The organism is Paenalkalicoccus suaedae (assembly GCF_006965545.2).
Classification (GTDB): Bacteria; Bacillota; Bacilli; order Bacillales; family Salisediminibacteriaceae; genus Paenalkalicoccus; species Paenalkalicoccus suaedae.
Window position 1 is genome coordinate 2,406,148 of the sequence record NZ_CP041372.2, and the last position, 21,746, is coordinate 2,427,893.

The 21,746-nt window shown below is 42.7% G+C and carries 21 protein-coding genes and 1 pseudogene; all 22 read right to left on the reverse strand.

Annotated elements, in window-relative coordinates:
• Positions 1 to 7: 7 nt before the first annotated feature.
• Positions 8 to 778 carry a M50 family metallopeptidase gene (locus FLK61_RS12995; protein WP_176009821.1) on the reverse strand — a complete coding sequence of 257 codons (771 nt, stop codon included), beginning with the start codon at positions 776 to 778 and terminating at the stop codon, positions 8 to 10.
• A gap of 67 nt (positions 779 to 845) precedes the next feature.
• Positions 846 to 1,550: a M23 family metallopeptidase gene (locus FLK61_RS13000; RefSeq protein ID WP_176009822.1), complete on the reverse strand. Its 705-nt coding sequence runs from the start codon at positions 1,548 to 1,550 to the stop codon at positions 846 to 848.
• A gap of 439 nt (positions 1,551 to 1,989) precedes the next feature.
• Positions 1,990 to 2,811, reverse strand: coding sequence for a carbohydrate ABC transporter permease (locus FLK61_RS13005; RefSeq protein ID WP_176009823.1), 822 nt, complete (start codon positions 2,809 to 2,811; stop codon positions 1,990 to 1,992).
• Positions 2,812 to 2,826: 15 nt separating this feature from the next.
• Entirely contained in the window at positions 2,827 to 4,158 is a 1,332-nt protein-coding gene (locus FLK61_RS13010; protein WP_176009824.1) for a carbohydrate ABC transporter permease, read from the reverse strand.
• 101 nt (positions 4,159 to 4,259) lie between these two features.
• A complete protein-coding gene (locus FLK61_RS13015) occupies positions 4,260 to 5,249 on the reverse strand; it encodes a LacI family DNA-binding transcriptional regulator (protein ID WP_176009825.1) in 990 nt (329 codons plus the stop codon).
• Between the two features lie 80 nt (positions 5,250 to 5,329).
• Positions 5,330 to 6,733, reverse strand: coding sequence for an ABC transporter substrate-binding protein (locus FLK61_RS13020; protein WP_176009826.1), 1,404 nt, complete (start codon positions 6,731 to 6,733; stop codon positions 5,330 to 5,332).
• 387 nt (positions 6,734 to 7,120) lie between these two features.
• Positions 7,121 to 7,921, reverse strand: coding sequence for a septum site-determining protein MinD (gene minD, locus FLK61_RS13025; protein ID WP_176009827.1), 801 nt, complete (start codon positions 7,919 to 7,921; stop codon positions 7,121 to 7,123).
• A gap of 80 nt (positions 7,922 to 8,001) precedes the next feature.
• A complete protein-coding gene (gene minC / locus FLK61_RS13030; protein ID WP_176009828.1) occupies positions 8,002 to 8,679 on the reverse strand; it encodes a septum site-determining protein MinC in 678 nt (225 codons plus the stop codon).
• A 28-nt stretch (positions 8,680 to 8,707) separates the two neighbouring features.
• Entirely contained in the window at positions 8,708 to 9,229 is a 522-nt protein-coding gene (mreD, locus tag FLK61_RS13035) for a rod shape-determining protein MreD (RefSeq protein WP_176009829.1), read from the reverse strand.
• Positions 9,229 to 10,107 (reverse strand): rod shape-determining protein MreC, encoded by an 879-nt coding sequence (mreC, locus tag FLK61_RS13040; RefSeq protein WP_176009830.1) that lies wholly within the window; start codon positions 10,105 to 10,107, stop codon positions 9,229 to 9,231. The genes mreD and mreC overlap by 1 nt, the downstream gene beginning before the upstream one ends.
• A gap of 13 nt (positions 10,108 to 10,120) precedes the next feature.
• Positions 10,121 to 11,161: a rod shape-determining protein gene (locus FLK61_RS13045; protein ID WP_176009831.1), complete on the reverse strand. Its 1,041-nt coding sequence runs from the start codon at positions 11,159 to 11,161 to the stop codon at positions 10,121 to 10,123.
• Positions 11,162 to 12,611: 1,450 nt separating this feature from the next.
• A pseudogene (locus tag FLK61_RS13050) lies at positions 12,612 to 12,752 on the reverse strand (JAB domain-containing protein); the annotation flags it as partial.
• 95 nt (positions 12,753 to 12,847) lie between these two features.
• Positions 12,848 to 13,636 (reverse strand): hypothetical protein, encoded by a 789-nt coding sequence (locus FLK61_RS13055; RefSeq protein ID WP_176009832.1) that lies wholly within the window; start codon positions 13,634 to 13,636, stop codon positions 12,848 to 12,850.
• A gap of 398 nt (positions 13,637 to 14,034) precedes the next feature.
• Entirely contained in the window at positions 14,035 to 14,616 is a 582-nt protein-coding gene (radC, locus tag FLK61_RS13060; RefSeq protein WP_176009833.1) for a RadC family protein, read from the reverse strand.
• An 18-nt stretch (positions 14,617 to 14,634) separates the two neighbouring features.
• Positions 14,635 to 15,198: a Maf family protein gene (locus FLK61_RS13065; RefSeq protein ID WP_176009834.1), complete on the reverse strand. Its 564-nt coding sequence runs from the start codon at positions 15,196 to 15,198 to the stop codon at positions 14,635 to 14,637.
• A gap of 108 nt (positions 15,199 to 15,306) precedes the next feature.
• Positions 15,307 to 16,080 carry a hypothetical protein gene (locus FLK61_RS13070; protein ID WP_176009835.1) on the reverse strand — a complete coding sequence of 258 codons (774 nt, stop codon included), beginning with the start codon at positions 16,078 to 16,080 and terminating at the stop codon, positions 15,307 to 15,309.
• Between the two features lie 118 nt (positions 16,081 to 16,198).
• Entirely contained in the window at positions 16,199 to 17,092 is an 894-nt protein-coding gene (locus FLK61_RS13075) for a hypothetical protein (RefSeq protein ID WP_176009836.1), read from the reverse strand.
• Positions 17,089 to 17,703, reverse strand: a complete 615-nt coding sequence (locus tag FLK61_RS13080) for a PilN domain-containing protein (RefSeq protein ID WP_176009837.1) — start codon at positions 17,701 to 17,703, stop codon at positions 17,089 to 17,091. The genes FLK61_RS13075 and FLK61_RS13080 overlap by 4 nt, the downstream gene beginning before the upstream one ends.
• A gap of 2 nt (positions 17,704 to 17,705) precedes the next feature.
• On the reverse strand, positions 17,706 to 18,674 hold the full coding sequence (gene pilM / locus FLK61_RS13085; RefSeq protein WP_176009838.1) for a type IV pilus biogenesis protein PilM: 969 nt from the start codon (positions 18,672 to 18,674) through the stop codon (positions 17,706 to 17,708).
• Positions 18,675 to 18,695: 21 nt separating this feature from the next.
• Entirely contained in the window at positions 18,696 to 19,457 is a 762-nt protein-coding gene (locus FLK61_RS13090) for a prepilin peptidase (RefSeq protein ID WP_176009839.1), read from the reverse strand.
• 414 nt (positions 19,458 to 19,871) lie between these two features.
• Positions 19,872 to 20,345, reverse strand: coding sequence for a prepilin-type N-terminal cleavage/methylation domain-containing protein (locus FLK61_RS13095; protein ID WP_249777597.1), 474 nt, complete (start codon positions 20,343 to 20,345; stop codon positions 19,872 to 19,874).
• A gap of 193 nt (positions 20,346 to 20,538) precedes the next feature.
• Complete coding sequence (locus FLK61_RS13100) at positions 20,539 to 21,744, reverse strand: type II secretion system F family protein (protein WP_176009840.1); 1,206 nt, start codon at positions 21,742 to 21,744, stop codon at positions 20,539 to 20,541.
• Positions 21,745 to 21,746 lie beyond the last annotated feature (2 nt).

Sequence of the window (21,746 nt, forward strand, 5' to 3'; positions counted from 1 at the left end):
AGTATACCTATTTTATGCGACGATCTCGACTCCCCACATGCCCAAAAACGCTATTTTGATGGTGCTCAGCAAAATACCTCTTACATATCTCCTTCTCGTTAACCTCATAACCCCCTGCAGTAAAGACAGTGGTGACAGGCCTTTTGATCATACGAAGCCCAGTTTGAATACTGATCGATGGAGGTACCCGTTTTACTTTTTTCTTAGCAGGAGAACGCTCGGATCGGGTTAGCCACACTCGTATTAAATAGTAAGGAGCTTGTTTAATGAGTAAAATGACGTGTATCCACAGGAAGATAAGCATAAGAATAAAGTTGAGCTGGAAGGTAAACATCGTGATGGTAATTAGCGTCAGTGCCCCTAAAAAGAAGCAACTAAACACGAGCATAAAGGATTGTGCGTGATAAATAGAAAGAAGAGACTGAAGCAAACAATAAAGAAGCCTTCCGCCATCAAGCGGAAGAATGGGAAAAAGGTTGAATAGTAAAATGCTGATCTGATAAAACAGGAGTAGCGTGTAATCGGTTGACGAAATAAAGCCTAGGTGGTGGCTTCCGATTATAAGTGGAATCATCCACGCATGCTGGAGTGGACCAGCTACTATGACGAAGATTTCCTCTTTAAGTGGCTTTGATTCCATCGAGTCAACCACCATTTCTCCCCCAAAAGGCATAAGAGAGATCTTCGTGATTTTCCATCCAAATAGTGATGCAGTAATGGCATGACCTAGCTCATGGATACACACGGTCACGACTAAAAAAATCGCTTCTTTGATCATGCCTGTTGTGCTCGCTAAGATGATGAAGCAAGCAAGGAGCGGATGGAGATGCAAAAGCCTGAGGGTGTTAATCAATCTCTACCTCTGCAAGCGGGTCAACAAAATCTCCGTGCTGTTTCGTTGCATAATAATAAATACCAGAATCCCCATCTGTATAAACAGATCCTAAAGCTTGTCCTGCTTCGACTTCTTCCTCTACTTGCACGGTCGGCGCGTCCAGCATGCCATACCAAGCTTCTGTCCCATCCCGATGCGTGACGATGACTAGTTGCCCTTTATTGTTTGCTAAGTCCATCCCGACATAGGTGACGACCCCTGATTTAACAGAGGCAAGAGCTTGTCCAGATTCTGTCGTGATTTCTACCCCTCTCCCCGTATCTGCAAAGGTTTGAGAGACAACGCCAGTAACGGGTAATGCGGTCTCTTCTTCTAACCAGGCGACTTCATCAAGCTGTGGTGGTAATAACGCAAACGGTCGACCGAACTGCTCTTCATATAATTCTGCGACATAGTCGAACGGCAGGTCCTGCTCGAAGGATGACACAACATACGATTGAACAGGTACTAATCGCTCTGTTTGCGTCGTAGCAAGTACGGTTAATCCTGAGAATAAAAGAACACTAAAGATGATCTGCTTTCTAAATTTGCTTAAGCCAGCGGCTAATTCAGCATCTGGGTTTATCTGCTGTTTTGATGGTGAGGCTGTTTTATATCTGTCTCGATATTTATTTGCCATTAGAAGTTGGTCTAGCTTTTTTTTACGGTCGGACAAAGGAGAGCCCTCCTTCTCATTTTTTTATAACGTATGAGAAGGAGGGTTAGAGTAGAACAGAAGGGGCGGAGCGGAGTTAATGAAGTGCCTACTATTGGAGAGAGTTTTGTTGAGGGTATGTATGTTGGCTTCATGCATTTAATTTAGCCGTCTGCATTTCGTGCTCCGCGGCGTGCATTTTCACCTTGGTGGTGTGCATTCTCCCTCACGCTGTCTGCATTTCACCCCGCTCTGTATGCATTAATTATGACCGTCTGCATTTCCAGCTCCACGGCGTGCATTTCCACCTTGTCAGTGTGCATTCCCCCTTGAGCTGTCTGCATTTCACCCCGCTCTGTGTGCATTCACTTCGACGGACGCATTTCACATCCGCCTCCCCTATTCCGCCCTCTTTTATCCAAATTAAAAAGGAGCACCAGTAGCACTCCTTTTCCTTTAATTATTCTTTTACAGATCCTGACGTCAGTCCAGCTACAATTCGACGTTGGAAGATGAGTACAATAATAACAATCGGAATTGTTACGAGTACGGTCGCGGCCGTAATGTCTCCCCATGGGATCGTGAACTGTGATTGATAGAAGGATAATCCTACTGGCACCGTTCGCCATGAGTCGTCAGGGTTGATAACTAAAGCAAATAAATATTCATTCCACGCTGCAATAAACACGAGGATAGCAGTCGTAAATACCCCCGGTGCTGCTAGTGGGAAAATAATTTTACGGAATGTTTGAAATGGTGAAGCTCCGTCTAGCTTGGCAGACTCTTCTAGTTCAAACGGGATCTTTTGAAAGAATGTTGCTAAGATCCAGATAGCAAGAGGCAGACTGATTGTAATGTAAGGAATCACGAGTCCCATATACGAGTTACGTAGTCCCAAACCCTGCACTAAGTTAAAGATTGGTGAAATGATCGCTACCTGCGGAAACATAGCTGCTGCAAGTACGATACCTAAAATTGTTCCTTTAAATTTAATAGGAAGTCTTGTTAGCGCATAAGCTGCTAAGGATGCTACCGAGATTGCGAGCACCGTTGTCAAAGTAGCAACAACTAAACTGTTTCCAATGTATCGAAATAATGGTCTCGTTTCGACAGCACTTTGGTAGTTGTCCATCGTTGGATTTGATGTAAACCAATTAAAGCCAGAAAATATCTCAATAGGTGGCTTTATAGACGTTAAGAATACCCATAAGAACGGGAACATGGTGACGAAGATAAAGATGCTTAAGAAGATATAAAATGGCACTCCTGCCTTTTTTCTCATGTCGATTGCCTCCTTTTATTTTCTCGCCGTACGGCCTTCGAATAGCTCAGATCCGATCAGCTTAATAAAGATGATGCTGATAATTGCGACTGAGACGAACACGATGACCGAAAGCACGGAACCTTCTCCAAAATTCTGCTGACCGAAGAGTACTTTATACGCATAAACAGAAATGGACTCTGTGCGGTTTGCTGGTCCGCCTCCGGTTAATACGAAGATTAAATCGAATACGCGGAAGGCGTCGAGCGTTCGGAAAAGTAACGCGACGAGAATAGCTGACTTCAGCATTGGAAGCGTGATATAGAAAAATTGCTGAATCTTACCTGCTCCATCAACCTCGGCAGCCTCATAAAGCGAGTCGGAGATTGTTTGAAGACCTGCTAATAGTAAAAGCGCCATATATGGCATCGTCTTCCAGACGTCCGCCAAGATAATAGAAGCCATTGCCCCTGATCCTGTACTTAACATCACAGAGGGATCTGAGATAATGCCGAGCTGGGCAAAATAATGCGCAACAATACCTGTTTGCCCGTCATATAAGTACGACCACATCATGGCCGAAACGGCGGTTGGGATCGCCCACGGAATTAATACTGCTGCACGAACTGCGCCTCGCCCAATAAAGGCACGATGCAAAACAAGTGCTACTGCTAACCCGATGACTAATTCAAAGAATACAGAAACTACTGTGAAGAATACCGTATTTCCCATGGCACTCCACATTCTTGCATCCGTTAAATACTTGCCATAGTTAGTTAGTCCAATAAAGTTTGGTCTTACGATAGCGCGATCTAGCCGATCAACCGTGGAGGATGCGACAGAAATAGCTTCTGAAACGTCTTCATCCTCTGTTGACTCTTGGAAAGCGCTAAACACCACTTGCGCCTCGTCAAATATGGAAACGTATCCTTCGGCTACATCATCCTCAAGCTGCGCATACTTTAAATCAGTATCATTAACTGCCTCAAAGTTAAACACCATCTCATCGACTATTTCATATTGTTCTTGTAACTCTCCTGTCGTGAGCTCTTCGTGATAATTTTGAATCGAAGCTTGAATGTCAGTAATGGCTTGCTCAAATTCTGTCCCTACACTAGCTTCCACTGCCGCTTCCATGTCCCGTCCATAAAAAAAGTAGTGATCGGCATAGCGCTCTAAGTCGATTTGATAGTTTAGGGTTGTTTGGTTCCTTGTCGGATCATTTAGCCTGTAATCAAATAAACTATTATAAAAGGATTGCGCTACCGGCCAGAGGGTAATGACGGTAATTAATACTAGTGCAGGGAGTACAAATAGATAGCCTAACTGCTTTTCTGAAAGCTGAAAACGTGATTTTTTTTCCCCCATGTTTTGTACCTCCTCGTTCGAGATGAAATCGATATCAGATCCCTTTCATGAAAACAAATCTTGTATAAAAACGAAGGGTCTGACTGCGTCTTATCTATCTATTAAGTAGATTGTCTGATGATTAATTGCAATGGTAAAAGCTCTTTGTTGTACGATAGCGTACGATCTTGTTTAATACTATCTACCATAAGCTCCACTGCTCTTGATCCCATCAGCTCAATCGGTTGATCGATCGTTGTGATGCCTGGATCAATCAAATCAGCAATTGGCTGATTATCGAACCCAATAACTGCTAGTTGCCTTGGAACAGAATAATCAAAGCGTTTAGCCTCTTGAATAATCCCTGCTGCTACTTCATCACCACCAGCAAAAATGGCTGTCGGACGGTTTTCCATCGCAAAAATACGTTGAAAGATTCGTTTGCCATCCTCAATGCCATAGTTACTCGGAAACATAAACTCTGGAAGGATAGGAAGGTTTGCTTCCTCCATCGCACGAACAAAGCCTTTTTTACGATCATGCGTTAGTTCGATTCGATCTGCTCCCCCAGCATATGCAATGTGTGTATGACCTCGATCAATGAGATGTTTTGTACCAATATATCCACCTGCTTCTTGATCGCAAATGATCATGGGTAGTTTTGCCATTGAATCATACTCATTACAAGAAATAATGGGACCATATCGCGTATAAGGTTTAATATCCTCCCACTTATTTTGTAAGGACGCTAAAATAACCCCATCAACCTGTTTTGCTTTTAGTAGTTCTAAATGAGCAAGCTCCCGTTTTTTGTTTAAACGTGAATCGCATAAAATAATTTGGTACCCAAGCTCCGAAGCCGTTCGCTCCATTGCGTCTACTAAGTGACTAAAAAATGGATTGACAATTCGCGAAATAATAACAGCAATCGTTTGAGTTCGTTGCCCCCTTAAACGTCTTGCTGATGAATTAGGTACATACCCAAGCTCTTCCATTGCCGTTAGAACGAGTTGTCTCTTTGATTCATCCACATATGGGTGATTATTAATAACGCGCGAAACCGTTGTAGACGATAAACCCGTTCGCTCCGCTACTTCTTTAATGGTTGCCACAATATGATGTCACCACCTGTCCTATACGCACCTCTTTTAAAAAAAGGGGTGGCTCGTCACCACCCCTTTCCGTATGACTATTATTCAGCTAATGCTGCTTCGATTTGTTGCTCCATGTTCTCTACTGCTTCTTGAGCAGTGATCTCACCTGCTAGAGCACGTGATAGCTCAATTTGCATGATATCAGAGATCTGTGGGTAGATTGGCGATACTGGACGCGGAACCGCATTTTCTAACGTCGAAACAAATTCTTCGTTAGCAAATAATGGTGCAGCGTTTTGTACTTCTTCGTCATCATAGAGTGCACGAAGCGTTGGTGCAGATCCTCCATCAATAGCAGTAATTTTTTGTCCTTCAGGACCCGTCATGAACTTCACTAGCTCCCATGCTTCTTCAGGATGCTCTGAGTTACGGTTGATCATCGTCATCCAACCACCAAGTCCAGCAGCACTTCCTGCATCTCCAGCTGGTAGAAGCGCAAAGTCTACGTTACCAACTACTTGAGATTGACCCTCATCCTCCGTCATCGCTTGCATATAAGGCCAGTTACGAGCAAATACTGCTTGACCTTCTAAGAAAGCTGTGTGAGTTGCTGGCTCATCAAAGTTTAAAATGTTACTTGGTACGAAATCAGACTGAGCAATTTCCATCATTTTTTCGATGGCAGCAACCGCTTCAGGCGAGTTAATCGTGACATTTTGATCAGCGTCTAACACTTCAGCACCATATGCGCCCATAAACTCAATTGCGTTTACGACAAGTCCTTCGTATTGGTTAGCTTGCATGAGGTAACCAAACTCTGTTCCTTCTTCTCCTGCAAACTGCCCTGCCATTTCAATTAACTCATCCCACGTAGCAGGAGGTGTGTCAACGATATCAGAACGGTAGTAAAGTAGTCCTGCATCCGTAAACTTAGGCATTGCCCACAGTCTTCCGTCGAACGTACCTGAATCTACTGTTCCTTCAAAGTACTCACTCATATCAATTCCATCTCGCTCAATAAAGCGATCTAATTCATATACATAGCCTGCTTGTGCAAATTCAGCTGGCCAGATAACATCGGCATCGAATACGTCAATCGAATTATCCCCAGCACTAAACTCTGTAACATACTGATCACGTGATGCTCCTGTGTCTGCTGGCATTTCTCTAAATTCGACTGTGATGTTTGGATTTTGTTCTTCAAATGCTTCGATAAGGACTTCTGTTGCACCAGTTGCATCAAGTCCACGAGCATAGGTTAATGTAACCTGCTCACCGTCACCAGCCGCATCATTCATTTCACCATTTTCTTCATTCATGTTCGCATCGTTACCGTTGTTCGCATTGGCTTCCCCATTGTCTGCTGGTTCGTTTACTGGCTCGTTTGTACCACCGTCATTTGTTGGTGTTGTGTTCTCTGCGTTATCGCCACCACAAGCAGCAAGTAAGCCTACCATAGATAAAGCAATTGCACTCGTTAACATTCGTCTTCGAAGTTGCATGAAAAATCCCCCTTTTAATATGTGTAGGTATATGATAACGATTTCATGAACGGAATAAAAAATTCCTGCTAACGGTGTGGTTTGGCAAGATGCGGGATCATGTAATCGTTTTCATACTTGTATTATAATCACGTATGTAAGCGTTATCAAGAAGAATTTTTAAAAATCTGAAATTTTTTATAAAATCGTGACTTTTATAAACACTCTTTTAGGGGCACTAAATATTTAGGAGGAGGATGCTATTCGAGGTCTCTGTTTACGTATGGCAATTTTCTCTACGTCAAGTATAGGCTGTACCATCTCTTAAACAATAAAAAGAGAAGCCGATAATTTCCATCAGCTCCTCCCTTGTAAATGAAATATCTATTGCTTTGATCTCTCTACCTATTACCCTCTCATGCCTAAAAACTTCTTCATTTTACTAAACATGCCTTTATCATCATCAAGTGTCATGAGTGGTACGTTCTCCCCCATGATTCTTCTACCGATGTTGCGGTAAGCAATCGATGCCTTACTTTTAGGGTCCATAACAACAGGTTCACCACTGTTAGATGACTTAATAACGAGGTCATCGTCTACAACGATTCCCAAGAGGTCAATCGCTAAAATTGATACGATTTCTTCTACGTCCATTGCTTCTCCCGTTTTCATCATGTGGTTACGGATACGATTAATAACGAGTTTTGGTGGTGCGATTCCTGGCTCTTTTTCAAGGAGGCCAATAATACGGTCTGCATCTCTTACAGAAGAAATCTCCGGTGTTGTAACAACAATTGCTTGATCAGCACCTGCAACTGCATTGCGATAGCCTTGTTCAATACCCGCTGGACAATCAATAATTATGTAATCAAAATCTTGTTTTAATTCATCAATTAAAACTTTCATTTGTTCCGGCTCCACTGCTGTTTTGTCTTTCGTTTGGGCAGCTGGGAGTAGGTGTAAGGATTCGAAGCGCTTATCTTTAATAAGGGCTTGCTGAAGACGACAGTTCCCTTCAACTACATCTACTAAATCATAAATAATGCGGTTTTCAAGCCCCATTACTACGTCGAGGTTACGGAGTCCGATATCCGTATCTACTAAACAAACTTTTTTCCCTGACAAAGCTAGTGCTGTACCGATATTTGCTGAGGAAGTTGTTTTACCAACTCCGCCTTTACCAGACGTTACAACGATCGCTTCTCCCATAACATCCTCCCCTTTCTGAAAGGTTTGACCTTATTTTATCATATTAATTCGCGTAAAAGTCAAAATCTCCTCGTACAATTTTAATGATGACGCAGTTTAGGACGAATTGTCCCAAGCTTTTGCACCTTCTCAAGGTGAATATCGCCGTCCTCACTTAAATAAGCAAACTCTAGCGATCCACCCCATTCCTCTTCATCTGGTGCACGTCTAATGATGGAGGCGATACGAAGCTGAGTAGGTCTCATAAAGGAAGCGGAAATGACCGCGTCCTCGCGACCTGTAGAGCCAGCGTGAGCAATTCCTCTAAGTGAGCCGACTATGTGGATATTGCCAGTAGCTTTAAGCGTGGCTCCTTGATTGACGTCGCCAATTAACACGACATCTCCGTGGAACTCTTCGACCTGACCTGATCGAATGACTTTCACAAGCTGGGTCACTTGCTTCTCTTTTTGCTCATTTAACGCTTCTTCTTTTGTGATAACGTTAGAGTGAAACTGACCAACTTGAATATGGAGGGACTGGGCAAAAATAGCTTCCAACTCCAGTCGTTGATTTTGCGTTATATATCGATTTCCTAATGAAATATCCGCTTCAATCATTGCATCAGAATTAGCTGTTTCCGGTCGCTCTGCTAATCTGTCCTGAAGCTCCGCTTTAATAGTTTGAAACGAGCACTGGTCATCTAATTGAAACGTGAGACCGTCTCTTGTTCCTTTAATCCAAACGTGCTGGATTTGACGAGCTTGTTTTGCACCCATTATGTACCCTCCTTCTTTACAAGTAAACTTAGTCTGCTTCCTCTCTACCGTCTAAGTAATAAAACCATAATCGAAGCGGGAACGCTAAAACAGCGATAACGACTCCGTTCATAATAAATGACGGAATAAATCTCATTGTAAGGATATTTTCATGAGAAAGATCCGTAATACTAAGTAATGACATCATTCCGTACACATAATACTCAAGCATAACTACTCCATCTACAATAATAAAAACTACTAGAGGAAGTCGATTTTTGACGTACATCGTTGAGATTGAGAGTAAGTACGCCGTGAATCCCATCCCAAATGTATAAATACCGAGTATAGGTGAGTAAACAATATCATAAAGTAACCCTAAAACAATTCCATAGAATAAACCGTGACTTCTACCTCTAAAGATGCCTGTAAAGAGAATCAGCATAAACATAAATCTAGGAATAAGCTGATAGTCTGCACCTCTTAAATCAGGTGCGAAGATTTGAAAGACGGTTCCTTCAAATAAGAATAAAAAGAGCAAGACGAGGATGACGGATGCCCGTACTAACATTATTCATCCTCTCCTGTATCAAAATCGATATCTTCATCGATAGAGGCTGCATCACGCTCAATAACCATCACATAATCAAGATGGTAAAAGTTTGCGGATGGCTCTACTAGCGCGGTTTGACTTAGACCAAACTCATCCGTTTCGACAGAGACAATTTCACCGATCGTAAGGCCGTCCGGGAATACGCCACCGAGTCCAGAAGTAGATACTACTTGTCCTACCTCTACTTCAATATCGATATCAATTTTCGTAAATCGTAAAAATCCTGATTCATAGTCGATTCCTTCGATAAACCCATACACCGTTTCATCTGCATCTACCATGGCAGAAATACGATTCGTTATATCCTGATCACTCAGTAATTGAACCGTTGAAGAAAACTGAGACACTTGATTGATTTTACCGATTAACCCTTGTGAGGTAATAACCGCCATATTTTCTTCAATACCATCCTGTGCACCTTGGTTGATCCCGATGAGCTGGTTCCAGCGATCAGGAGAGCGATTGATAACCATAGCCGGTCTCGTCGTGTAACTTAACAGGTCATCATCAAGCTCCATCATACCTTCAAGCTCTTGATTACGTCTTTGTAGCTGGCTTAGCTCTACTTGTAAACTAGCATACTGATCCAAATGAGCCTTTAACGTTCTATTTTCCTCATAGACGTGTCGTAGATCATTGATGTTATCGACGAATCCTGATAGCACGTAAGCTGGTCTAGAGAACAAGGATTGTCCGAGTCCTACAGAGTCTTGCACGAATTGCTCTGGGAAGGATAATCCTCGTCTTTCACTTACTGAATATCCAATCAATCCTACTAAAAGGATAATACATACGAGTAAAACAATTAGTCGCCTGTTAGAAAAGAATGGAGACATGATTTACACCCACTTACGATTTGCGGCTTGAACGAGAAGTAATTCCTGCCTTAGAACGGAAAAGGTGAAGATTCTCAAGCGCTTTACCTGTGCCTACAGCAACAGAATCTAGCGGATCTTCCGAAATAATTACTGGCATGTTTGTTTCCTCGCTCAACACTTTATCAAGATTACGAAGCAATGCTCCTCCACCAGTAATCACAATTCCGCGATCCATGATGTCAGCTGCAAGCTCAGGCGGTGCCTGCTCTAACGTATTCTTCACTGCTTCGACGATAGACGTAACTGTATCTGCTAATGCTCCTGCAATTTCTTCTGCTGAGATCGAAATTGTTTTTGGAAGACCTGAAACGAGATCTCGTCCACGAATGTCCATTGTTTCTTCTTTTGTAGCAACGCCTGCATTCCCAATTTCGAATTTAATGGCTTCTGCTGTGCGTTCTCCAATCATAAGGCTATATGTTTTCTTCACGTACTGGACAATTGCATCGTCCATTTCGTCGCCTGCTACACGTACGGACTGGCTTGTAACGATACCACCTAGAGAAATGATCGCAACCTCGGTTGTTCCTCCACCGATATCAACAATTAAACTACCTGTCGGTTCCCAGACTGGTAGATTTGCTCCAATTGCAGCTGCGAATGGCTCTTCAATTGTATAAGCTTCCTTTGCTCCAGCTTGCTTTGTTGCGTCTTCAACCGCGCGCTTCTCTACTGCAGTAATACCGGACGGTACACAAACCATTACGTTTGGTTTACCTGCGAAAGGTGAACGCTTGCTTAGTGCTTGTTTAATAAAGTGCTTCATCATCGTTGCCGTCGTATCAAAATCAGCGATAACGCCGTCCTTCATTGGTCGAATCGCAACGATATTACCTGGCGTACGGCCGATCATATTTTTAGCATCGTTCCCTACTGCTTCTATAGTACCGGAGTCCGAACGAATCGCGACTACCGATGGTTCGCGTAAAATAACACCTTTTCCTTTTACATAAACGAGCGTATTTGCTGTCCCTAAATCAATTCCTAAATCCTTTGAAAAACCTGAAAACATCTATTGTTACTCCCTTCAATCTATCAAAAATCATGACATATCTAATTTGCCCATACGTTTTATTATACTCAATCTACAGGTAGAAGAGTAGCATTTTTACGACGAGTCACAAAATTACTCAATTCATCCTAACATATGCGTCATTTGTATGCACTTCATGTTTGGAGCTTTTTAGTGCTTCGGCTCTTCGAGCTAGATTGATGAAGTGCTGACTAGTTTAAATGCAAGTGCCTCAGCTCTTCGAGCTCGAATTGCTTGAGTGCTAACTAGTTAAGTGCAACTTCCCCAGCTCTTCGGGCTGGAATTGCTTATGTGCCTACTAGTTAAGTGCAACTTCCCCAGCTCTTCGGGCTGGAATTGCTTATGTGCCTACTAGTTAAGTGCAACTTCCTCCAGCTCTTCGAGCTGGAATTGCTTAAGTGCTAACTAGTTAAGTGCAACTTCCCCAGCTCTTCGGGCTGGAATTGCTTATGTGCCTACTAGTTAAGTGCAACTTCCCCAGCTCTTCGGGCTGGAATTGCTTATGTGCCTACTAGTTTAAATCTGCACTCCGATCTGTCAGCCCTTCGGACACTCTACGACATCCATAGGGCCGGTCTTTGAGCTTCCTCGTCGGCAGGAGTCGACTGCCGTCTCCTCCTAATCGCCTCCTGTGGGATCTCAAAAACCTCTTTCCCCTATGGATTGTCTCCGAATGTCCTTCGGGTCTGCCAGCTCTGCGTTTAATTTAAAGAGTTCACAAGAGAAGAACTTTCTTTAGAATAGTAGTATTTCACTTCGATGTTTCTCGTCACTTCTCTCACTTTGCACATCACTTCCAGCAATTTGCTCTTCTTAACCTCGGACTTTCTCTTCACAACGGTGGCGATTCGCTTCACTGCTTGCTTTCTCGTCACTTCTCTCACTTTGCACATCACTTCCGGCAACTTGCTCTTCATAAGATCGAGTTTCCGTGTCACTTCAGTAGTCGATATCATCATAATTTCTTCTTTCCTATTGAGGTCTTCGATCAGAAAGACGTAGTCGAACTTTTATTGCTTAGGCACTTTAGCAGTATTAAAAGGTAAAGCCGTTTTTGGTTTCGGTTTTGATCTTACCCAGCATTTGCTCTAGTCCTCTAGAAGCTCTAGAGGAGGCAGACTCGGAGAATGCCCGAAGACAATTAGCAGGAATAGGCAGGGAATGAGACCACGCAGAAGGGCGTTTAGGAGGAGACGACAGTCGACTCCTGCCTGACGAGTAGGCTCAGGCCCTGACCCTGCTAATGTCGTAGGGCATTCATAGAGCTGACTCCTCTAACTCCAAACACGAAGAAAACTGTAAGAAGCAACTTGGCCTTCAGCAACCAAATCTCGTTAGAGCTGCTCGAATCTCTTAACTAGTTGGCACTTCAGCAATCCAAGCACGAAAAAACGAAGACTTTAGCTTTCAAAGTCTTCGTTTCTAATACTTAAATATACCCTTTTTCTTTTAGTGAATAATACTGATCGTCTCCTATGATGATGTGATCGAGTAACTCAATTCCTAGAAGTTTTCCGCATTCTACTATGCGTTGTGTAACATCAATGTCTTCTTGACTTGGTGATGGATCGTAGGGTCGAATGCTTGCGCCGCGCTACTTAAAGCCGGTTTCAAGATCCTCCCTCAGAACCGTACGTACGACTTTCACCGTATACGGCTCGCCAGTTACATAGAGCGAGACAGAAGTGGTCGTTTAAAACCAAGACGTGTCAGGAGTGCGTATGCTTTTTTAGATGTTGTAGATCGTTTGTATGCAATTGTTTTTAACAGACTTGCTTCTGCAAGTGCTGTTAACTTAGACACTGCATACGTAGTGGGAACGTAGCGAAATGTTTTTTTGAAACGATGAAGCTCCTGCTCATATTTTGCTATTATCTCTTTTTCAGACAAAGAAGCTAAAGAAGCGCGATGCGTCGATGTGAAGGAGTAGTAGCACCCGTATCCATGATTTTTAGCCATTGCTTGCAGAGTGGGTCTTGGGATCGATAATCCTCTCTCAGACAGCTCATAGCCAAAAAGCTCTATCCTAGTGGAAGTAGGAAGGAACGTTAATGGTGCTAGAATGGCAGTATGTCTAGACGTCTCTTCTTTAGAAAAAACGACACACTGTCCATCAAACCAAAATTGTTCATAGGATTGAGCCAATACAAGGTATGTAACAAGTGCTACTACATCTTTATAGAGCGGATGATCACTATCTTCGTAAACGTCCATGAGTATACTCGTTGTCAGCGTGGATACGGAATAAAGACCCAGCAACTTTGTAACTAGGAACGAGCCACTTTTCTTCATTGGTAAATGAATCAGAGCTCTTTTACCTAGTGGATTATGAGCTAATGTGCGAATGTGATAGTGATCATTTGAGTAGCCTCTTTTCTCCCTCGCTTCGCTGAACGCAAGCTGAATAATAGAGAACGGTATAGCAGCTAGTTTACTTGGCAAACGTGTACTCACTTCATGCCTCCTCTTTTTAACCTGTCTCCCTTCCCCATGCTATATTCATTACAAATAAACGTTGAGTACTATGGAGACTCCGTTACCATATAGCCGGTGGCTACTTAGGCAATCCCTGAATGATTGAGTCAACTAGATACGCATAACGTAGGTACTCCGTTCGACTTTGACGCTGACTGTCTCTCACTATAATCGTTATCGGGTGAATAACAAGTATGACAGTCACTATTGGCGCATCCTTACGCGCTACAGTCTAGAGTTCAGGCAGTATAGCTTTTACCTTATTATGCTTAGTCTGAGGGACTTCGTTCCCCCTTTTTACACCATGCTATTGTCCCTTGTCTCGTTTCCGATAAAGGTAAGGTGCTGACTATAGAATGTTGTGAGAAATTCTAAACCTAATGGTCGCTAGTTAACGCAAGCTTCAGGCGCACACCCGATGGATGATTGTGTAAGCAGACAAGTGACGCGGCTGAATAGCGAAAAGCTTCTTTAAAAAGTTCTCTAGGGTGAACGATTGACGCATTTAAACTACCTATAAAGAGCGTTTTTTTATGCATGACTTTATTTTTTGTGTTGAGATATAGTGCAATGAAATGCTCTTGTTTTAAGTGGCGCATTTCCTCCATCATATAGGCTGCAACATTCTCTGGAGATCTGATGACGAAGTCACCGTCTACCGAGAGCTGCCTGAGCCTTTGACCAAGCTCTAAGGCTGCGCGCAGCTGAACTGCCTTGGCCTCGCCTATTCCTTTAATGTCTTTTAGCTCTGCGATCGAGGCATCTTGTAGAAGCTTTAATCCATGGAACTCATGAAGGAGTCGATTTGCAAGCTGTAGCACAGGCTCTGTGCGCGTGCCTGTACCTAGTAGGATGGCGATTAATTCTTGATTGGATAATACGTGTGGACCTTCTCGAATCATTCTTTCTCTGGGACGTTCACTTTTTGGAACATCACGAATAAGCATAGGTGTTGCCATTAAAACCTCCTTTGAGCTTTAGTAGTGGTTTTTGATGACACGAACAACCTTTGCTATTGGTAATCCCACAATGGAAAAGTAATCGCCTTCTATTCTCTCCACGAGAGTAGCTCCGAGGCCTTGAATACCGTAGGCTCCAGCTTTATCAGCTGGTTCACCGCTCTTTATGTATGCATCTATTTCGCTTTCTGTTAAGGGATAAAAGTAAACGTCAGCCGATTCGGTAAAGCGTGACTCTTGAGTCGAAGAAAGAATGGCAACACCAGTGTGAACCTGATGTTTTTTCCCTGATAAACGCATCAGCATTTGTTTAGCATCATGATCGTCTCGAGGCTTACCAAGCACCTCATCGTCTAATGCTACTAAGGTATCAGCGCCAATGATAATAGAATTCTGTTTTTCTTCACGAACAAAAACGTCACGGGCTTTTTCATAGGCTAATTGTTGAACAAGTTCTGTAGGGGGTAATGCTAATGAGTGGTCCTCCTCGTAATCGCTTGGCTTGACAGTAAAAGTGATACCCACCTGGTCAAGTAATTGTTTACGTCTTGGAGACTGTGAGGCCAATAGAATCGGCTTCATGTAGAATCATCCTTCCTCAAATAAAAATTGATAAAGAAGGAAGATATAGGATGATTATAGCACCTATCTCTTCCTTCTGCAATAAAAAAGCGAACATTTGTTTTGGAATTATTCACGTGACACATATGTGCCTAATTCTTGCATGATATTTACTTGTAGCTCTAAAGGATTATCCTTAAGTAAAGATAGTACCATTGCTTCCTCTGACCAATCAAACGAGCTCCCCTCTGCCTGCACAATGGCAGAAACGTCTCCCAGAGCTTCGTCAGATATATCGTTACCAAGCATTTTAGCAAGGCTTACTTGAGAGAGCTGATCTAATAATTGTACCGATTTCTCTAGGCTTGAATCAATCGCTACATCTATTTTTTTGACGTAGACTGGTATACCTTTATCCGCAGCTACTTGAGACCAAGCTGCTAGTAGCTCCTGATCAGTCGATGCGCCGACCCATACGTAGGTTAAATTAGTTTTAAAAAGCATAACTGGAAAGCCCTGCTGATGTAGCAGAGCTTCGTGTGAGGTTAACATCTCATCGGTTTGAAAGGCACCACTTTGTAAAATGTACCATGTTTGTGACGCGTCATTTGCTGAGACTGCAGGAGTAGTGGTGGCGCTTACAGTAGTTGCTTGCGTATCGCCGCCACTCCCCTCGGCTGTTACAAATGAGAGCATGACATATCCTAGTATTCCTCCTATTAATAAGGCGCCGAACAAGGCGATTACTAAAAATACGACCATCTGTTTAATCGGTACACTCCATTTGAGGATACCCGGTCTAAAAGAGCTTATTCCGTTATCAATAGATGGGCGTCTAAGCTCATCTCTCTTTTCTTTCTCTTTAGAAAATGAAATGGTTTTTGTCTTTTTTTGATGTAGCAAGCGAATCAGTCTCCTCTCATAGATTAGTAGTAGTCTATGAATGAACGATACGTGCTAGAACTAGTTATCTTTATTGTAACAAAAACGCCATAACAAAACTGTTATGGCGTTGAATAAGTTAGTTTAAGAACGGTTGCTCTCTTTCTTCCTGCTCTCTGTAATCAATAATTGGCGCTTCTGATTCTAATTCTTCTTCGAGCTCAGGGTAATAGAAGCTTGAGACTTGTACTTCATAAAAGATATTGGTCTCACCGTCAAAAATCCGATCCTCTTCCTCACCTAAAAAGACGATAGACTCCGTATTTAAGATTCTCACACTATTTTCTAACTGTTGTAAGAAGGTTGATAGGCTCTCGTAATTATTAACATGCAGAGTGATGGTAGCTGTTTGTTTTAAGACGCCATCGATCGGGCCTTGTTGCACAGCTCCACGAGGAAGCTCTTCACCCGCTTCAAGCTGCCTTTCAATAATTGCTTCGTCGTCCACAACAGGTTGCTCTTCCGTGTCCGTTAATTCATTGTTTTCATCTGCTGTCTCATTGGCTGACTCTGAAGTATTATTCACAGACTCTTCATTTTCTTCGTTTTCCTCATCGTCAACGCGAACATCTACCGCTGTAGACGCTGGATCCTCGATATCGGTGCGAAGCGCTGGGCCAATTGTTTCATACGCATAGACAGGCAGGTCATAAGCCATGAGCATGTCCTGCACGCGAACGCCAGAAACTTCTTCTGCTCGGTTAATGTCTAAAATGAACTGATCCGTTTGCTTAACTACCGGCAGGCGGCGCTGTAATTCAGTCGATCGATCGTCACGAGTCGCAGCTTCTAACGTTTGCTCTTCTACTTGATCCTCTAGCTGTGCAATTAGCTCTCGCTCCTGATCAACCTGCGTTGTAAGCGTGGCAGAGGCCTCTCTTGCTGGTTGAATCTGCACGAAGAATACGGCGATTAGAGCAATAATAATAACAACCGCTAACCCTGCTAATATACTGTAATGTTTTCGTGTCATGGTAACACCACCTCATCTTCCTGCTCGTCTGAATATGCGCGAACGGCATCTGGATGCAGGACGAGTCGGTAGGTTGTGAAGTATTGAGGAATGTACGTTTCGTACCAGAATGGGTCTTCTTCTACTTCCTCTTCAATATCCTCCCCGAGAACGGCTTCTACATTTGCTTCTTGAATCATTGGTGACTGCTCTAGATTATATTGGAACTGAGCGATATCAGACATGCTTGTTAATACAATCTCCATCTCGATATCAGCAGGGAACGTGTAATCAAATAATGTAATGTTGCCCTCCTCCGGCATCGCAGCAACAATGGTAGATAAAACGGCAAAAGAAGGTACTCGCTTGTTTTCGAGCTCCTCGATTTTTTGACCGAGTTCGCCTCCATCTGCAGGATCTAGTTCACTTAATTCTTGCTCTAGCATCGTCGTTTCTACACGTGCCTCGGTTAACTCTGCTTCTTTCGCCATACGATTATCTTCTACTTGATTGCCAAGGAATAAAAGGACAATTAGGCCGATGATTCCGATACTTCCTACAAGTATGAGCGAAAGCGAAAACGTACGATCACGTTTTGACTGATGTGGTAATAAATTTATCTCAACTGCCATTGTTACACCTCTTTTTTCATTGCGAGTCCAACCGCTTCGTAGAATCGTGCTTCGATTCGCTCCTGGCGCTTTGTTTCTGCTTCTAATTCGAACAGGCCGACAACCTTTTGCGTAAATGTTTGTTTGGCAAGCTCTGTTAATTTTTCAAGTAGTGGATGATCTCCGCTTACAACAATCTTGCCAACGCTTGATTGCCCACTTTGGTAGTTATATTGATAAAAGTTTAATAGTTTTCCAATCTCGTCCTCTGCATCTCGCCATCCAGATAACAACTCTTCTGATTCGCCGGTAAAACGAAGCTCACCGTAATCAAGCTTCCACTTGTCTGAATTTGACTCAAGTGGAATCGTTCGCATAACAAGCGGTAACTCGTGATCAAAGATCGTTGCGTGAACATGCGTTGGATACACCTGAAGCATCATCATATGCTCTTCTTCTCTGAACCCCATTAACTCATAAAAACGGAATAAAGAAAGATTCACGAGATCCGCGACGACAGGCTTTATATGTACTTCCTTCAATAGCTTCGAGATCATGACAACATTTTCTTCTGGCGCAGCAAAGATCAGCATATCTCGCGTCTCTTCATTAGCGGATATCTCGTGCGCGTGGAAAACAGGTTGTTCGATAGGAAGATGGAGGGATTCGCCAAGCTCCATATAAAGGTGACTTCTAATCTCATCCTGATGAACTGTTATAGGTACTTGGTGTCTTCTAATAACAGCCATGGAATCTGGAATGGTAAACATCACTTTCTTTTTACGTAGCTTCCATTCATCTGTGATTTCCTGCAAAATTGTAGCGAACGTATCGAGCTCAACAATACGTCCATTTTGAAGGACTCCTTGAGGAATAAAGCGCTCCTCCATTAATTCTATTTCACGCAGTGACGAACGCTTTGCTTTAACAAAACGGATCACGTGATCATGAATAATAAGCGCATGTCGTGTTGTATTTGTAAAAGGATTCATAGTCTTCCCCTTCCTGTCTCATTAAAAAAAGAATAACGCTCGGTAGCTATCTACGAGCTGCTGTCCAAAAAAGTACGCGATGAGTGCACCGACAGCTATGTATGGTCCAAACGGTATTTCGCGTTTTCTATCAAATGATTTAAAAGCAAGGTTTATCACAGCGACGACTAGTCCGAGCATTGCCGCGATAAAGAGCGAGGTGAGCGTCCCCATTAGTCCGAGCGCAAACCCAATGACGCCGTATAGCTTAATATCTCCCCCACCCATACCGCCTTTAGAAACAATGGCGAGGAGAAATAATAACCCAAATCCAACTGCTGCACCGAGTGGCGCATCCCATATTGGCTCTAATGGCGCTATCGTAAATCGTAGTATTACGAATAGTGGTAAGAAAAATAAAAGTACCTTATTTAAAATTAGCATCGATGAAAGATCCGATACAACGATAATAACTAATAACGATATAAGTAAAAGTGCGACTACGAGCTCTGCTGTGAAGCCAAAGTGATAATAGCTGTAAGCGAATAAAAGTCCCGTTAAAAGCTCCATTGTTGGATAAAGAGCAGAGATCTTTGTTTTGCAACCTTTGCACTTGCCTCTTTGGAAGAGGTAAGAAAAAACTGGGATAAGCTCTGTCGCATGGAGCGTGCGATCACAGGTGGTGCAGTGCGATCTAGGTGTCACGATTGACTCCCCTTTTGGAAGCCTGAGTCCGACTACATTATAAAAGGATCCTAACGTGATCCCGACTAGAAAAAGATATATGTATATAAACAGCTCCATCGCGTCTCTCCTACATTCAGCAATCATTACAACTATTTCCTATTATAGAGTTTTTCTGCGCAAGAATAAACCGTTTTTTGTAGAGAAATGCGAGGGATTGAAGAAATGTGTATTTTAATAGTAGAAACCGGTGTTTGGGCTGTCGCCCCTGCAGACACGTTACGACATCTGTGAGGGTTGCCTCGGAGCTTCCTCGTCGGCAGAGTTCGACTGTCGTCTTTCTCTAAACGCCTACTGTGGGATCTCCAAAACCTTCTACTCTCACGGATTGTCCTTAGGGGCTCTTTGGGACTGAAGGCTCTGAACTTTAAAATTAATTAAGTTTCTGAGCCCCTCTTTAAAAAGCAAATTTAATAATAGTAAAAAGAAAAAACCACACGTGCCGAAGCAAATGTGGTTTTTCCTTTTTTCTCTTTATCTTTGTACTCTATCTCTTCCGTTCTCACCACGAAGATCTTCGATATCAGCTCCGTTAGTGTCGCTATCAGCTGCATCTCGTAAGTAATCATCGAGAAAAACTTCAAAGGAGTTAGTTTCAGCAGTATATCGTACATATGCATCATCATAAGTTCCACCGTCTGGATCACTTAAAGAATCATTCATATAACCAAGTTCTACCAAGTCTTCACCCTCAGTATCTCCAACAACAACGAAAGTCTCGTCTCCTACAATATTCTCACCCGCGATCGCTAATCTCGAAGCATTTACTAGTGCTTCTGCGTTTGCAATGTGAGCATCTTTACGTGAGTTATCAATAATGTTTGCAATCGCCGGAATCGCAATCGCTGCAATAATACCTAAAATAACGATTACTGCTAATAGCTCAACAAGTGTTAAACCTTTTTGATTCTTAAGCATTTTTTGCATCTGTTTCTTTAATGTTTTCATGATGATTCCTCCTGTTTCTGAGTCAATTGAACCATTCTGAACAATTTAAGTATGGGAGGATCGCTATGTATATCCTATGGACCAGATAAATAGTAAATGAGTGCGATGCTGGTAGCGACATCCAAAACTTTAACCTATCAAATAGTTCTTTTGTATTTATTATATTCACTATATTGATGAAATGCAAACTAAATTATTGAATAGTCTCAAATATTTCAAACATCGGAATAGCAATTGATGCAACAATAGTCCCGACTATCACTGCCATAAAGGCTATCAATAGAGGTTCAAGGAGACTTTTTAACCGCTCTGTAGACTGGTCTACTTCAGTTTCGTAAAAATCGGCGACCTTTTCAAACATTTTGTCTAAAGCACCTGTCTTTTCTCCTACAACAACCATCTGTGTGACTAATGGTGGAAAGATCCAATGCTCCTCCATTGGTGTTGCGATTGATTCTCCACGCTCCAAAGCAACTCTGGATTCACGAATAACTCGCGCTAGTACTTCATTCCCCACAACTCGCTCAACGATCGCGGTTGCCTGAAGAACTGGGACGGAGCTTTGAAAGAGAGAGGCCCAAGTACGAGACATACGAGCAATCGCTGCTTTTTGCAACACGCCTCCGATTATCGGAGTCCGGAGTAAAAGTAAATCTAAGTAATAGCCAATATTCGGGTCTCGTTTTGCGTAAACAACAGCGGCAATAACGAGTCCGATTACCGGTATGAGTAGCCAAATCCACGTTGTTAAGAAATCACCTGACGCTAAAACAAAACGAGTAATCAGAGGTAACTCCGCTCCAAATCCGGCAAACATACTTGCAAATGATGGCACGACAACCGCTAAAAGGAATAAGACTACTCCCAATGAAATAACTGCAAGAATCACTGGATAGGTAATTGCAGAAATGACCTTTTGCTTAAGCTGATGCTGTTTTTCGTAATACACAGCTAATCGCTCCATAACCTCATCAATGTTACCGCCAGCTTCACCGGCTTTAATCATGTTAGTAAGTAAGGCAGGGAATAAATTGCGATGGGACTCTAACGTAGCGGAGAATTCCTTACCAGCTCGAACCTCTTCTTCGATCTGTTGAAACGCTTCACGCCACAATTTTTGCTTCGTTTGCTCTCCTAACAAGCGAATACTGTCTACGATTGAGACTCCGGCTTGTATGAGCGTCGTCATTTGCCTTAAAAAGATGACGAGGTCTTTCGTTTTTGCTCGTTGAAAGAGCTGGATTTCTTTATACATCCAACCTGTTAATTCTTGTACTTCCTTCGGCTTTATTTTGCGCCGTTCCAGCTTGTCTCGAACTTCTCTCTCTGTTCCTGCCTTAAGCTTTCCTTCTACCGCAGTCCCTTTTTCGTTTCTGCCGTAATATTTAAATACCGGCACGT

Bases quoted from the DNA above. Each gene is read 5' to 3' on its own strand.
- FLK61_RS12995 (WP_176009821.1), bottom strand. From the start codon at position 778: ATGATCAAAGAAGCGATTTTTTTAGTCGTGACCGTGTGTATCCATGAG.
- FLK61_RS13005 (WP_176009823.1), bottom strand. From the start codon at position 2,811: ATGAGAAAAAAGGCAGGAGTGCCATTTTATATCTTCTTAAGCATCTTT.
- FLK61_RS13010 (WP_176009824.1), bottom strand. From the start codon at position 4,158: ATGGGGGAAAAAAAATCACGTTTTCAGCTTTCAGAAAAGCAGTTAGGC.
- FLK61_RS13020 (WP_176009826.1), bottom strand. From the start codon at position 6,733: ATGCAACTTCGAAGACGAATGTTAACGAGTGCAATTGCTTTATCTATG.
- minD (WP_176009827.1), bottom strand. From the start codon at position 7,921: ATGGGAGAAGCGATCGTTGTAACGTCTGGTAAAGGCGGAGTTGGTAAA.
- minC (WP_176009828.1), bottom strand. From the start codon at position 8,679: ATGGGTGCAAAACAAGCTCGTCAAATCCAGCACGTTTGGATTAAAGGA.
- mreD (WP_176009829.1), bottom strand. From the start codon at position 9,229: ATGTTAGTACGGGCATCCGTCATCCTCGTCTTGCTCTTTTTATTCTTA.
- mreC (WP_176009830.1), bottom strand. From the start codon at position 10,107: ATGTCTCCATTCTTTTCTAACAGGCGACTAATTGTTTTACTCGTATGT.
- FLK61_RS13045 (WP_176009831.1), bottom strand. From the start codon at position 11,161: ATGTTTTCAGGTTTTTCAAAGGATTTAGGAATTGATTTAGGGACAGCA.
- radC (WP_176009833.1), bottom strand. From the start codon at position 14,616: ATGGCAACACCTATGCTTATTCGTGATGTTCCAAAAAGTGAACGTCCC.
- FLK61_RS13065 (WP_176009834.1), bottom strand. From the start codon at position 15,198: ATGAAGCCGATTCTATTGGCCTCACAGTCTCCAAGACGTAAACAATTA.
- FLK61_RS13075 (WP_176009836.1), bottom strand. From the start codon at position 17,092: ATGACACGAAAACATTACAGTATATTAGCAGGGTTAGCGGTTGTTATT.
- FLK61_RS13080 (WP_176009837.1), bottom strand. From the start codon at position 17,703: ATGGCAGTTGAGATAAATTTATTACCACATCAGTCAAAACGTGATCGT.
- pilM (WP_176009838.1), bottom strand. From the start codon at position 18,674: ATGAATCCTTTTACAAATACAACACGACATGCGCTTATTATTCATGAT.
- FLK61_RS13090 (WP_176009839.1), bottom strand. From the start codon at position 19,457: ATGGAGCTGTTTATATACATATATCTTTTTCTAGTCGGGATCACGTTA.
- FLK61_RS13095 (WP_249777597.1), bottom strand. From the start codon at position 20,345: ATGAAAACATTAAAGAAACAGATGCAAAAAATGCTTAAGAATCAAAAA.